The 13,909-nt window shown below is 50.8% G+C and carries 8 protein-coding genes and 2 pseudogenes; 3 read left to right on the top strand and 7 right to left on the bottom strand.

Annotated elements, in window-relative coordinates; genetic code table 11:
- Positions 1-432: 432 nt before the first annotated feature.
- Positions 433-2,448, bottom strand: a complete 2,016-nt coding sequence (locus ACR0DS_RS11235; RefSeq protein WP_480559384.1) for an alpha/beta hydrolase — start codon at positions 2,446-2,448, stop codon at positions 433-435.
- A gap of 523 nt (positions 2,449-2,971) precedes the next feature.
- Between ACR0DS_RS11235 and ACR0DS_RS11230 the strand changes: the two are divergent.
- Positions 2,972-4,015: pseudogene (locus tag ACR0DS_RS11230) on the top strand (DEAD/DEAH box helicase family protein); the annotation flags it as partial.
- Between the two features lie 1,714 nt (positions 4,016-5,729).
- Here the strand turns inward: ACR0DS_RS11230 and ACR0DS_RS11225 are convergent.
- Positions 5,730-6,889, bottom strand: a protein-coding gene (locus ACR0DS_RS11225) for an IS3 family transposase (protein WP_480559386.1) whose coding sequence is annotated in 2 segments (ribosomal slippage) — positions 5,730-6,640 and positions 6,640-6,889 — 1,161 coding nt in all. Because the reading frame shifts where the segments join, the coding sequence is not laid out codon by codon here.
- On the opposite strand from ACR0DS_RS11225, the gene ACR0DS_RS11220 reads away from it, so the two are divergent.
- Entirely contained in the window at positions 6,870-7,385 is a 516-nt protein-coding gene (locus tag ACR0DS_RS11220) for a hypothetical protein (protein ID WP_480559388.1), read from the top strand. The two genes, ACR0DS_RS11225 and ACR0DS_RS11220, sit on opposite strands and share 20 nt — an antisense overlap.
- Here the strand turns inward: ACR0DS_RS11220 and ACR0DS_RS11215 are convergent.
- The 5 genes and pseudogenes from ACR0DS_RS11215 to ACR0DS_RS11195 form a co-directional block, all read right to left on the bottom strand.
- Positions 7,382-8,782, bottom strand: coding sequence for a hypothetical protein (locus ACR0DS_RS11215; RefSeq protein ID WP_480559516.1), 1,401 nt, complete (start codon positions 8,780-8,782; stop codon positions 7,382-7,384). The genes ACR0DS_RS11220 and ACR0DS_RS11215 overlap by 4 nt on opposite strands.
- Positions 8,783-8,824: 42 nt before the next feature.
- Positions 8,825-9,178, bottom strand: a pseudogene (locus ACR0DS_RS11210) (TniQ family protein); the annotation flags it as partial.
- Positions 9,175-10,164 (bottom strand): TniB family NTP-binding protein, encoded by a 990-nt coding sequence (locus ACR0DS_RS11205; RefSeq protein WP_480559390.1) that lies wholly within the window; start codon positions 10,162-10,164, stop codon positions 9,175-9,177. The gene ACR0DS_RS11205 and the pseudogene ACR0DS_RS11210, both read right to left, overlap by 4 nt.
- Positions 10,161-12,119, bottom strand: a complete 1,959-nt coding sequence (locus ACR0DS_RS11200) for a transposase (protein ID WP_480559392.1) — start codon at positions 12,117-12,119, stop codon at positions 10,161-10,163. The genes ACR0DS_RS11205 and ACR0DS_RS11200 overlap by 4 nt, the downstream gene beginning before the upstream one ends.
- Entirely contained in the window at positions 12,116-12,823 is a 708-nt protein-coding gene (locus ACR0DS_RS11195) for a hypothetical protein (RefSeq protein ID WP_480559394.1), read from the bottom strand. The genes ACR0DS_RS11200 and ACR0DS_RS11195 overlap by 4 nt, the downstream gene beginning before the upstream one ends.
- Positions 12,824-12,897: 74 nt before the next feature.
- On the opposite strand from ACR0DS_RS11195, the gene ACR0DS_RS11190 reads away from it, so the two are divergent.
- The gene (locus ACR0DS_RS11190; RefSeq protein ID WP_480559396.1) at positions 12,898-13,725 is read left to right on the top strand and encodes a hypothetical protein; all 828 of its coding nucleotides are present in this window, start codon (positions 12,898-12,900) and stop codon (positions 13,723-13,725) included.
- Positions 13,726-13,909 lie beyond the last annotated feature (184 nt).

Genomic DNA, 13,909 nt, shown 5'->3' with positions numbered 1-13,909 from the left:
GACCAAATATGTCAATATTCACGCTTTATTTGCTCCAGAGAATGATAATACGACGCAGTAGAGCATTTTTCCAATCAAAAAAAATACTAGCCATCCAACCAATACAGCAATCCACATTAACTCCCTATCAAGGATGTCTGGCCTATAAAAATAGGAGATCAATGGCACTGCTGGCAGAAATATAACGACTGCAACCGACAAACCGAAGCCCCGCAACAAGCTCTTGTTTCGGCAACGAGGTGAAGGTGTCCTTTTCGCTCTGACTATACCAAGTAAAACAAATCCAAAGCACACAATAGCTTTTAGAAAAAAATCAAAATCTGCGAAGCAGAGTCCTAACTCGTTCATCCAAGTATTTATGTAGCGCATTTGAGATAACTGATCATAAGGTAAACTACGCCGCGTTCTCTCATATTTGATTTCCAAGCGCGGCTATTGAAGATAGTAGTAAGTTAATCCCCGTAACGTGTTGCTGGGTAAACTACGTTCTGATGCGTTAGACCTTTCACGTAGTAGCACTTTGGCGTCTTGCGCGACTTCTTCAATGTCAAAAACGTGAGTGTGATTGTTGCCAATCCACTCGTTGTCGAGGCTTGAAACGTCTATAGTATCAAGGCCACTCATTACAAAAAGATGTTCTCCAGCTAGGCCAGCTGGGAGAAGGCCACGGCTTACCAACCGGGATGCATTCAAAGGGCGATCAAAGCTATTGCAATAAAGACTAACCAATTCACCATTACTTACGTATTCTCTGAGTTCGCTGCCAAACTGTGCTTGAGGAACATCCGGCGCAACAAAAACGGAATTTGTTATTTCAAAGTTGTTATTTGCTGATTCTTCCAAGAATTTCAGCCCCACTGTCCCACCCATGCTGTGGGCAATCAATGACATCTCGTAGTCCATCCCCTGACGCGCTAAGCTCCGCACAAATCCTCGGGTGAATGCGTTGTTGAAGTCTGTCGCCCTCAGATCTCGAATGTATCCACTCTTGGTTCCCTCAGAAGGCCAACTCCACAACACTACGGGATCTTCTATTTCTAGATCCAAAGCCATTGAGATTGCGCGCTCTAGCCCTTCTTTGAAAGAAGTATTGTAGCCGTGGATAAACAGAGTGATCTCCTGTTCATCGGAGTTTCTAGCGACCTCGGCAAACATCTGGGCGCATGCTTCTGTACCTTCAAGAATATTGGCATCTATAACGTTCACAGGACCGCTGTATGGTTCACCAAATCTGCGTTGGTGACTACGGTCATAGTCAAACTCACCGCACTTCAACTGCACGTCGGAAAGTTGACTAATTCCAAATCGCTTTCGAATATCCGAGTGCGCTTCTTCATTGCGATTAGTGACAAAAAAAACCCGACCAACGGCTTGGTTGGTCGGCGCATCCAATTCTTGCCGTGGCAGTTGCCCAGCTTCCCAAACTTGAGCGAGTTTGTTTTCGACGAAGTCGTCTTCTGCATCGTACAATTCGTTCCAGGCAGAAACTGCGGCCAAGACAATTTGATCATCTTCTCTGCTGCGTTCTTCAACGGAAAGGAACTGGATGTCTTGGCTTAGAGCAAACTCGCGAGCTGTCTCGAATTCGGATTGTACAACCTCTCTAGCCGAAGTCTTCGACTCTTCAACAGCCTCGTCGATGGCCTGCCGCTCAGCCTCTGTGATGCTGAGCCAAAACTCCAGATTGGCAAGTAGAAACCCACTTCTTTGGTCAGTGTTCGCAACAACACTTCCACCGCGAAATGCGCTCTGAAACTGCTCCGAAAACTCAGCGTTGAAGGCCAATTCCGCAGCGTCAATGTTTCCTGCTCGAAGTTCATCAAAAACTGATCCGCCAGGACCAAAGATCGGCTCAACGGAAAGCTGCAAAAGCGTTTGTTCTGACCTCTCGCTGAATGTTCGGACTTTTGCACCCTCCAATGTGCTCAGCCCACCTTCGCCGAACCTTTTTGGCGACCACAAAGATCTATTGATTGTGTTCCAGAATGACAAGAAAACGAAACCTTTTGCTCCCAACTCCATTGCCACAGCATCACCGAAAACTGAGTCCTCAAGTAAAAATGTTTCTTCTGGAGAACGTGTGAGACCGGGTTGAGACGCCAGGGTTGAAATGTTTAAACCTGGATCCTCTCCTATTCCTGGGAAGAGCAGAGCGGGTAATAAAGCCATGTCGGTTTTTCGATCAAGAAGGCTTTGCGCAATTTGATTGGGCTCCGAGACTTCTTCGTAAGTTACTCTTATAATAGAGATATCATCAGCCTTTGACGCACTTGAACTTTCCAAAGACGACAAGAATCGCTCGGTAGCGGGGTCAATGATTTGAGGCACCATCACACTTATCTCAAGTGCGCGAGCACTATTAGGGAACAAGAGAAACACGCTCGCGAGCACAGAGAGCGTTAGCTTTGCCGCACTTAGAAATCGGCTTTTGTTCGAATCCCAAAACATCTATAATTTCCAATAAATTATCAACCTTCTTATAATTTCTTAAGGATACGCTGTTTTAGAAAAAATGTCCAATTTACAACCTTTCTAGCCCCCGGATTCCCACATAAACCATTGAATAAAAAGGGATTTTTACATGGCAAGCCATGAACACTCGACTTTCTGGTTTTTGCATGAACAATACTCGCTTGTATTGGCGTCGGATATGAACTTTGTCCATTTCGATCTTTCTACTTTTTTGGTTAAACACCTTGAAGGATCACGGACATAGTATCGCACTCGAAATCACTCCACTTAAACCAAGTCTTGTTCATTGTTTTCACTCCCTGATTGGCTGCGTTCCAAGCCAAAGCAGCTCACCGAAGCAAATCAAAAGCCCGCAAGCGAGCTTGATGCCGAACCGGTTGCGAAGGTCGGCACCAATATCGACCGGCCGGTCATCAATCTTTATCGACCCCATATCACCTCTGGGGATTGTCTGATTGTCACCGGGTATCAAGACTTCTTGTCTTCGCTGTCGATTTTGATGAAGGAATTGCCCGAGCTGAGGGATCTGGAAAACGACAGCGGTTTCCGGATCCGGATATCGTTCGGAATCGACACTGCGAATACCAAAAGGCTGACCAACCCCAAACCAGTCACCGAAGAAATGAAACTCTACTGGCTGGAGCGCTCCGGGCTTCAAGTGGAGGAGGATCACGATCTCATCGCAGTGCTGGCAAAACACGCCATCAAAACCGGGAAAATTGATCTGCGTGTCTTCGATCCGGAGCTCGCCAAACGCAAGTTGGGGATATCTGGGGATCGGCGGCTACACTCAAAAATCGTCAGCTCACCAAAAGGTGCCGTCGCCGGGTCCGCAAATTTTTCCTACTCAGGGCTCTACAGAAACATCGAGTATGCCGATGACCTGGATGCGGGTACTCATGAACTTCAGGTCGAACGCACAGAAGCCGCTGAGCAGGCTTGGGATGTGTCTGTCGATTGGAATACCGAAGCGCTGGAGATACTCGAAAAGCTTATCAAACCGGTGACCGCTGAAGACGCGATGGCGCGAACTATCTCGGAGCAAAAGGGGTTTGAACCTTGGCTGACTGGCGCCCGAAAAGAGATCACGAGCCATACGCTGTTTGGGTATCAACAGGAGCTGACCTATGAGGCGTGTTCCATCGTCTATGACCATGGGATCGCCTTCGTAGAAGCGCCGACCGGTTCGGGAAAGACAGAGATCGGCTGTCATCTGGCTGAAGCATTGTCAGAAACATTCTCAGAAGTTGTCCCCCGTTCCCCGGTCCATGGCGTTGCGCGAAAAAATGCAGCTGTAATTGCCCCGCCCAAAGTTATTCCCAGTTGGCGCAAGTACTCGACAAACTCGCTCCAACCTGTCGCAAATAGCAAGCTTGCGAAACAACACCTCCGCGGCGCTGGCGATGAAGAAAAATCTGGGCTCAGGCTCGATCAGTTTGGCATTCTGATAATCGATGAAAGCCACACAGTTACACCGGGCTTTGAACAAGCATCTCAAATGGCATCAGCTATTGAGCTTGCCCCGCCAAGCTGGAACGTCTGTCTGTCGGCAACGCTGCTAGGGAACCGGGATGTCGACTGGTTGACCCATATGCAGGAGAAGCGGGCGTCCATTTTCATGACCCCAACCTTCATTCAGGCCATGGGTGAGTTGTTCGAGCGCGAAACCCATGTTCCCAAGGATATCTTCAACCAGGATGCACAACTCGCCGTTTTGTCAGAACCTGACACGACGCTCACGCGAGAGGCTCGCACCGAACTCGCTCAACTTGTTTCGCCGTTTTTGACACGCAGACAAAGGCGATGCATTGGCGAGGACGAAGATCCCAAGAAGCACAGTTACCCGAAACTTGAAAACCACGGGCGCCCGAAGAAACTTAAGGTGACAAAGCCTCAGCAAACGCGCCTGGATGAGATTGTGACACTCTGCAAAGAACTTGCGCCTGGCGGTAGGGTGACCGCTGTCGAAAAAAGCCGGTTCGGGCACGTCAGCACGCAACAAAGCACGCAGGACCAACTCTACATCCGCAACCTTTTGAACATTCTGCGCGTGAGCGCCGCCCAGGCCAATTGGGAGATGTCTCATGGAGCAATCGGCAAATCGCTTCGCGACTTCGAGCGTGGTGGGAAATCGAAGAAAAAGGTATCCCACCGCGACCAGTCCGACATGTTCGCAGCATTGGGAATAGAAGCGCCTGAACCCACAAAGAAATGCGACGCTCTAAACCAAAAACTGGGTCTCAGTGCTCTCAAGGAGCTTGATGAAAAGCGGTATGAGGCGTGCCTGAGAATACAAAAAGAAAAAGACAGAGTCGTCTTTCTCGCAGAACGGACGGACACACTCGAGATTTTTGCAGAAGCACTGTCGCGCAGAGGCAACCACACCAACTATGTCGTGGGAAACCAAACCAAGGGTGAAGATCGCGCCGTGAAGGCGATCTTTGGAGGTGGCCCCGACAGCTTCAAGCGTATCACACAGGGCAAGTCCGTTGAGTCTTACTTCCGACCTGGAGGAAAGAACGAACCAAAAGGATCTGCCTCGGTTTTTCTGACTTACAAGATGGCTGAAGGTATCAACCTTCAGTCGTCAGACACGCTGGTGTTGCTTGGCCTGACCTCAAACCTGAAAGAGCTCATCCAAGGTCTGGGGAGGATCGACAGGATCGATAGTGAGTTCGGGGTCGTCAATTACCACCTTGTTGATGTGCCAGTAGGCCAGTTTGCATCGGACGAAAAAATCGCCCAGCGCATAGAGAACTATAAAACTTTGGCTGGGGAGGCGCTAATCGACGCGGTCTTAGAAGAAAGCACCGAAGACGCAGAACTGATCCTCGGTAGTGTTGTTGAATATCTGCGATCCCCACGGCGGCTTCGCGACAATAACTTTCACGACGTGCTGGAACGCACAAAGCAAACAATCCCCGAAGACCGCTACAAACTCATCGACAAGGCCAAAATCCAGGGCACCTGGGGTGCAGAGTTGGCGCTCCTATCGGCCCGCGAGAAATTCACGGCGCTACATCTCAAAGGACTTAGCAAGAGTAATAGCTTCTTTCCGCCTCGCCTGCTGCTTCTTAAGGATACTGCGCCAGGCCTTATATTGGAACGCGACCAGCTAGCCTGCGTCCAATCGCTGGAGACTGCATACGAACGGACCAGAAGCCTTGGCATGGAGCACGCCCACATGTCTCTGGAAGATCTCTCTGAAGCGCTAGAGACGATTTCAGAGCATGACCTGCCCCCCGAGGCTCCCTCGTTCATAACGAGAGTCTGCGGGTCTGGTTTTCATATTCTTCGGTTTTGGTTTGGGCAAGCGCGCCGGGCGCGGAGCCCTCATTTTGCTCAAGCGTCCGGCGCGCTTCTGCGGGTGTTTGGTTTCCGAGCGACGAGTGCGGTCTGACGTTGTTGTAGTCGTAGCGCCAGAGGGCCAGCTTTCGCCGCGCATCTTCCAAGCTGTCGAACATCTCCTCGTTCAGCAACTCGTCCCGGAGGCTGCCATTGAATGACTCGATGAAGGCGTTCTGCTGCGGCTTGCCCGGGTCGATGTAATGCCAGTCCACGCCGTTTTCGTTCGCCCATTTCAGGATCGCCCGACTGGTGAACTCGGTGCCGTTATCACTGACGATACTGGCGGGCTTGCCATAGATGCGCACCAGCGCGTCCAACTCCCGTGCCACCCGTGCGCCCGAGATGCTGGTATCGGCCATCAGGCACAGGTTCTCACGGCAGCAATCATCGTTTACGGCCAGAATGCGGAACCGGCGCGATGCCCCGAACGTGTCGGACAGGAAGTCGAGCGACCAGCGTTCGCCCGGCCTCAGCGCCTCCGGCATCGGTGTCCGCAAGCCACGGGCCCGTTTGCGGCCCCTTCGCCGCCTGACGCCCAGCTTCTCATCCGTGTAGAGCCGGTAGAGTTTCTTGTGGTTCATGATCATCCCCTTGCGTTCCAGCATCACGCCGATCCGCCGATAGCCGAACCTGCGCCGCTTGGCAGCGACGGCCTTCATCTCCTTCCTGATCTCAGGATTGTCGGGCGGGCGTTCACGCCTGACAGTTTTGGGATCGACACCAACGAGCCTGCACGCTCGGCGTTGCGAGATGTCATGATCCCGCATCGCCCTGAGCGCCGCACCCCGCCGCTCGGTTGGCGTCGTCAGTTCTTTCCCAAAAGATCCTTCAGAACAGCATTGTCCAGCATCGTATCGGCCAGCAGGCGTTTGAGCCTGGCGTTCTCGTCTTCCAGCGACCGCAGCTTGGCGACATCCGACACCTCCATGCCGCCATACTTCGATTTGTATTTGTAGAACGTACCCTGGCTGAGGCCGTGCTTGCGGCACACCTCCGCCGTCGGCATTCCGGCTTCCTGTTCTTTGATCATCCCGATAATCTGCGCCTCGGTGAAACGGCTCTTTCGCATTCGTTTGCTCCTTCGAAAGGTTGAGCAAACTCTACATCAGAACGAGGGAAGTTTCGGGGAGCAGGTCAAGCAGATCGGCAAGCTGACCGAGTGGGACTTACGCCCGGCGCGCGTTGAAAGCCTCATGAAAGCCTGCGCCGAGTTCATGGGACGCAAATGTGGCATCGAACTCAGCGATCAGAAACTGTTTAGCCATCTGTCCCTGCCCGCCGTGGAAATGGTGTGCGAGGCATGGAGCCGTGAGCTTGATCCCTTCTGGGAACAAGCAAAACACGAAGTGCGTGACAGCTTCGCCTATGAGGATCTCCCCAAGGGGTACATCGCGCTTAAGGTTATCTTGGAAAAGCTCGAAAGCGATCATCAGGCGTCCGCTGAGATCCATGAAAAGATGGTCCGGGTCATCGAGGAAGCAGAGCAGGTTTCACGCGACCACGAACCCGCTATTGGACAGCGCATTTCAGTGGTGTTCTTTTCGGATGGTGCAGGCGAGCACTAGGCAGCCTCAGACAACAGCGAAGCCAGATCACTCAGTTTTACCAAGTGTCCTCGCGTCGTCTTACCTTCCATTTGCGCACCATGGGTCTCAATCCCTTTGCTCTCAAAATCAGACAGGAGCTTTCGGGACGTAGTTCCTCTTGACCTAGCCAGTGTAGCTACGGGCATGTACTCGCTTTGAAAGATCGCAAGCTGCTGTGGCCTGACCAAGAAAGATTCGCCTGCGCCATGTGGAACGGTGCGAGATCCGAGTAGGCCCAGCTTACACCAGTGAGTCACAGCCTGAGCCTTCCAGCCCGTTAGCTTCGCGACATCATTTGCAGTCCAGTCCAACGAGTGCCGTTCTGATCTGAGAAGTTCTTCAACAGCAGATTTGTGGAACCTGAAGTCACCGAGTTTGACATCCTGATCTTCCAATGCAGCAGCGACAGAACCGTCACAGATCAGATGAATGAGTTTCTTCAGCGCCGTCTTGTCTGTTGTTCGTTTGAGCGTAAGCTCTTTGAACAAAACTGCGTCTCCTGTCATTTCTGTAGCGGATGCTCTAATTTTAAGGACGAGATCCTTCACAGAATTCGAGTGGAACCAGCCATCTACGAGCGGTGGCCGCTCTGAAGCTGGGATTTCACCAACCACACCAAGTTCTTTGAGAAATCGGAATTGTGTACGCCCAACTCCCAGATAATCACATGTTTCTACCGCGCTCCAGAAGCGCCGACGATCTGCTGCAACGTTGAGAACTTCGAACTTGGGAACGACTGTTTGGCTGTGTCCAAATCCACGCTGACTGATTTTACCAGCGATTTCTTTTTTCTGGACCGCCGCAACCAGACGCTGTGCAGAAATTCCGAGTTGTCGCGCCGCTTCCGTTGCGGGCAACCACTCTCTCGATGAAGTAGAAGCCAAATGACCCGGATGGAAGCCATTGAAGTCTCTCTCAATCACGCGAGCCACTGCATCCTTAAACACATCGTATTCGGGCTCCCGAAACCGCATTAAGCGATGATACCAGTTACCAAGCCGCTCCAGAGCGGAAGTGGCATCAGGATCACCTTCATTCAGCAGCTTTTTCACATAGCCTTCGAAACCGTGCGGCCAGTTTGCCAACAGGGGTTCGACCGGCGCCATTAGTCGAACTGCGTCTTCAACGGTCTTCGGAATCTTCGTTTTTCCGGACTTGCCGGTACGGCTAGCTTGAAACCCAGAGGCCAGGAAGTGAACGAACTTACCGATGTTGCTCGGGGGTCTGGTTCCGGTTTCGGCATTTAGGACCAATGGACCGGTGCCTGATATTGCAGATGCTATACCGCACTCGTGTTCTGAAGCTTGATAACGCGGCAGTTTATCAAGGGTAAACCCACAACTGCACAAACGATATCCACCTACCTGCGGCGTCAATCTCTCCGAACAGTTTGGACAAACATCAACCAGCCTCAATCGATGTTCATGACATGCAGTTACCAGGGAGTGACGCCAATGCGCTCGATATGGTTTCTTTTCCGCAAGGCATTGGGGGCAAACTGGGTCAGAGTGAAGACGTTCGTATTGCCAGTCTCGGCTAGGATCTTTCGGTGGAGAGCTAGGTGCGAGACGTTGAAGTGTCCCGGGTGGAACCCCCAACTCCTCTTCAATGGCTGCGATATCATCAACCAATCGACGCCCGTATCGATTACCAAGTTCTGCCAAGAAGTCCGACGTAAAGTAGTGTGCTTTTGCTCGCCCTAAACGCCTAATATAGCCCAACAGGCTTTCCGAAATTTCTGGTCGCAGGAAGTCAGAGCGTTTCGATGTCATGCGGCCTCTAACGCCTCAAGGTCAATGAGTGACTCTGGGGTCACATCCAAGCCAGCGTCCTGCATGACTTGAATGTAGGATCGAACAAGGTCGATTTTCTGCGGTGTTTCATCCCCAAAAAAGTAACCAGCGTTTAGGCTCTTTTGCGTTAACTGAATTGCGCTGTCTGAGATAACTTTGGATGTCAGCGTCTTCGACTTCATCTTGAGTGCGGCGACTTGGAGGATGCGCACAAGCATTCCAACGCGACCTCCAGTTACGCCGTACAATCTGACCACAAGCTCCTCAAAATCAAAGTCAAACTGGCCACCAGCGGCTTGCATGTTGCATAGAGCTTCAGAGAACGCTGCGGCAAAGCTTGTAGCATCGGCGCCATTCGACCAAGCATACGGAAACAGCTCGATGGTCGACAATGTTCTGTCCCTCAATTGCTCGTTTTCATCAATGAGCCCCTGAAACTTAGGTAAGCCGGCGAGGATCAACGTGACCCCTGTTTGATCGATTAGCCATTTGAAATGGTCGGTTGCTCCACGTTTTGACAGATGAGCACCCCGTTCGGCGCAGTGGCTACATTCGTCCAGCGCGATTGTGCGAATACCCTTTTCACGCACTGCGAAGCACAAACGGGCCTGTAGATCATGCGCGCTTTGGTTTGGTCCCGCTTTAACCCCGACGGCTTCCAGCATCGCTGTAAGAAGTGTCTTACTGTTTGGTTTGGTCGGAATACTACCGATGACAAAATCACACGCTCCGCCCAAGCCAGAATACTCAAGCAGGTCAGTGCTGAGATCTGGTAACTTGCCGAGTTCAACTTGAACGTCATTCAAGAGTTGCGTCTTTCCGCAACGTGTAGGCCCGGACAAGAAAATTGCGGCGCCGTTCAACTTGCGAGACATGGAGACAGCTTCAACCAATTGGTCTTTGGCAACCACATAGCTTGGATGTGCAATTGTCCGGTCGAGGACTTCAAACACTCGCTCTGTCATTGCGGACACCCTCCTTTGGAGACAAAACTTGGCATTTTGCTGGGCAGATCAAACTCGGGTTTTTCCGTCCTGTACGGCGGCTCTGAATGCCCGTGCTTATCCATGACTCTCTTGGATTGGGCGAAGATTTCCTGTCTTCGCTCCTCTTTGGCGGCCTTCTCGCGAGACTTTGCGGTCTTTGTCTTTGCCTTTGGCACTTCTTCATAAAGGTGTAGAGCCATCGCAGAGATCAGCGCCTTTTCTTGAAGCTCTTCGTCTTCCGCCGTGAAGGTTTGCTTTCGTAGTCTAGCCAACTCATCAAAGGACAGAGCCGGGCAATCTTCATACTTTGCAGGTACGAAGAAATGTTCGTTGGTCATGCGGTCCAGAACTGCAATTTCTCGAATGTCATTCGGGTCAACGCGGATTTCGACCGACGCAGGCACACCGACCATTTTCAAATAGTTGGCGAGTTCCGAGCTATGGTATGTCACTCCGCCGTAGGAGATACCGTACCGTTGCACAGTTCTCGTTGCCGCCTGAACCATGAACATTTCTCTGAGTTCGTAGGGGTCCGGGGGCATTGGTACAAAACACTCTTTGGAAGTCCTGTTCCAAGATTGCATCGGACATTCCTGTGTGCGGAGCACGTGTTGTACGCGTCGCCTAGGCGTGCGCAGGTACACATCGTAGCGCCATCTTTGCAGTCGCGTTTCAATCTCTTGCAAGGTTAGGCAGGCCTCTTTTTGGGCCTTGTCCGTCCGATCTCTCGGGCCGATGAGAGACGTTTGCGAAGCACCAGGAAATTGAGTGACAAACCGGCTCAACTCCAAGAAGAAACGTTCGATGAACGGTTTTTTGTCCGGTCGACCTGGGATCATCTTGCGCCATTCCAGGCTCGAACAATCGATGATCGTGTGGAAAACGTCACCGCTGTTTTCACTGCCCTGGTCTGTAATCAAAAGCTGAGGCGTCCCAAAAGTTTGAAAATTGTTCTCGACATCGTGCATCAAGAAAAAATCAGCTGTTTTGGGCTCTAGGATTTCCCTTACTGTTCGAGAAACCAACGCGGTGTCGGGACGGCTCCAGCTAAGCTGCATCCCAAGAATAACACCAGTCGCGCAATCAATTGCTACGCAAATGTAGGGGCGACCAATTGGCTTTCCGTCATCATCGACGCACCAAAGATCGAGCATGGTGCAATCCAATTCCACTCTTTCGAGCGGGGTTGACACTCTTTGGTACTCCAGCGCCATCAGATAGCGTCTATTTGCCTCTGCGTCACCTAAGCGCTGTTTTAGGAGCCCGGCATGCGGCAGGCCATAAACAATTGATTCAACGCTCTTTCTTCCGCATGGGCCTGGCACTTTGCCTTCGGATTTGCATTGCCTTCGGTACAGCCGCTCGGCTTGCCGCGCAATCCAGGTGATAGATTTTAGGTCATTGTTAAGAAAATGTTCTTCCAACAGACCCAAAACGATCTCGCGGAACTCCGAGTTATACCTTTGAGTACGATTGCCGGAATTACCTGTTTTGGATCGTAGACCTGCTTTTCCTGAAGTAAGGTACTGGGAGCGCCAATGCTGAATGGTCCTTACTGTCGGAAATGGTTTCTTCCGATTTACGTGAAGCGGATGCGAGGCGAACTCACCTGCCAATTTGTTTCTAATCTTAGCCCACGAGTAACCTTGTCTTTGTAGTTCAGTTACTCTGACAAGGATCAGTTCTCGAAAGTACGTTTCGGTGCTCTCCTCTGGTGTGCCCAATCTTTTGGAAGTCTTACCTAGAACATGCGGGCTGTTTACCACACCGAGAGAATAGAGCGCCCTAAACTCATCATTGGTAATTGCTTTGTATGTCCCTTCTTCATCCTGAAGCAAAACGTGATCTCGGTGATGATCAACCTCCTTGACGACGAAAGCTTCTTTCCCGATGAGAGCATTCCATCCGACATAGTTAGGGCCTTGCTGCGTCATAGTGGAAAGATCTCCAGATGAGATTTTTGGCCGTGGGCTAGCCGTCCGACAGATTTGGGTCGGAGCATGCCTGCTCTAAGATCAACTGAGATGTGGCCCAATACGATTGAACTTAGTAAGTCGATCTGGCTACATCCCAGTTCTTTTAGGAGATATTCTAGGCGGAATGTTTCGTCTTCAATTGAAGACAGGTTGCGAAGGAACTCGTTAGTCGGAGATCTCTGAATGTAGGGGTGCAGAGATCGGATATTGTGCACCAAATCTCTGGTGAGAAATTGATCGGTGAGGATCAGCAGCTCTAAACCGAGGCTTCTAAAGGTATTTGGCAGCAGCAACGTGCTCTCATTGTGCTTCAACAATCTAGAGTGTCGCACTTCCACGAAGAGCCTCCGACCATCAAAACAACTGACCTCAAAATCAGGGGTGTACGGTTTCGGCTTGTACCCTGTTCCCTTGAACTTGGCGATGAGCTCGGCTTTTGTTGGATAAACACGCCCTGACTTCAGATCAAAAGTGCATGGTTGTGGCCTAATAGCCTTAACTTTCGGGTCCAGATCACAACCAAAAGCAAAACTTGCCTCCAGTCCGCTTTCGGTCCGAATTACTCCCTGCGCTTTCCTTGCCGACAAAAAGTGAGACTTCTTATTTTGCCCTCTTTGCCAAACTTGGCGCGCAGGAGTTTCTGCTCTAGTGTCAATTCTCATAGGGAAGAACCTACAATATCAGCGTCGCCAACTGCAATAAATTATTGGCAACGCACAATAGCAATGGAAAACCGATGCTAAATAGCAACGGCCTCGAAGACGTGGCAAACAAAGAAAATTGGATCGATTTTGGCGAAGCCCTTAATGAAGCGGTTGAAAACCCAATAAAATATGGCCTTCGCACACCTGCGGAAGTTCTAAACAAGGTTGCAGAGCTTAGGGGGAAGCGCTCTCACACTCTGAGGAATCCGCTCGAAGCCTATAAGTGGCTAAATAAGAGATTTCCTGAAGTACAAAGAGAAAGACCAGCTTGGCTTGGCATGACGCTGGTCATGTTTTTGATGAAAATAGAAGAATTGGACAGAGCTACAGCTGAACGACTTGCACCATTAGTCTTTGGAGGTCAGATGCGGCAAGTCCAATTGAAGGCTGAATTTGACCGTCTCAGACAAGAGCGCGCTGAACGACATTCACAAGAAGATCTTTCGAAACTATCCTCTCCTCAAAGGGCACAGATTTTTGACCAAACTGTTTTTTCCTTCCTCGGACAATATGGTCCCAAGTTGTTCGGGTCCAAGAACGCAGTCCTCAAAGACGGAAGAAGCCTGGGTTCATTGTATCCCGACTACGTCATCGAAGTTGACGGGAAGCCTAAAGTCGCAATTGAGATAAATGCCCACCGGACAAGAGTGGAAAGACAGTTCACAATAAATACACTTGGCTATTTGTGGCTCCTTAGAAGGCTTGTACCTCAGGCTTTATTGGTTGTCCCTCAAGACTCCGGTTACGACCTTAGGCAGCTAGCAAAGCTCAGAGATGAAATTGGTCTGGATGGAATCCGCTTCGCAACCCTTCCCGAAGCCGGAGCCAAGTGTTTTGAAGATTTGGTGCTTCAGGACTAGGAAACGAACAAAGGATAGTCGATTCAGCTATACAGCCCAAAGCGGGCCTTGAAACGTTAACGCCCAGCGGCACCGCCGCGTGGCATAGATTGCAGACTTTCTCGATGCTCTGATCCTGCTTGGCAATTAAAAACCCAAACTAACCGTTGGCATCAAATTTGCGCTATTCACACTACTCGTTCTG

The sequence above is a fragment of the Ruegeria sp. AF5 genome, assembly GCF_056541905.1.
This window is presented reverse-complemented; position numbering and strand designations above follow the sequence as displayed.

Bases quoted from the DNA above. Each gene is read 5' to 3' on its own strand.
- ACR0DS_RS11235 (WP_480559384.1), bottom strand. From the start codon at position 2,448: ATGTTTTGGGATTCGAACAAAAGCCGATTTCTAAGTGCGGCAAAGCTA.
- ACR0DS_RS11205 (WP_480559390.1), bottom strand. From the start codon at position 10,164: ATGACAGAGCGAGTGTTTGAAGTCCTCGACCGGACAATTGCACATCCA.
- ACR0DS_RS11190 (WP_480559396.1), top strand. From the start codon at position 12,898: ATGCTAAATAGCAACGGCCTCGAAGACGTGGCAAACAAAGAAAATTGG.
- ACR0DS_RS11200 (WP_480559392.1), bottom strand. From the start codon at position 12,119: ATGACGCAGCAAGGCCCTAACTATGTCGGATGGAATGCTCTCATCGGG.
- ACR0DS_RS11195 (WP_480559394.1), bottom strand. From the start codon at position 12,823: ATGAGAATTGACACTAGAGCAGAAACTCCTGCGCGCCAAGTTTGGCAA.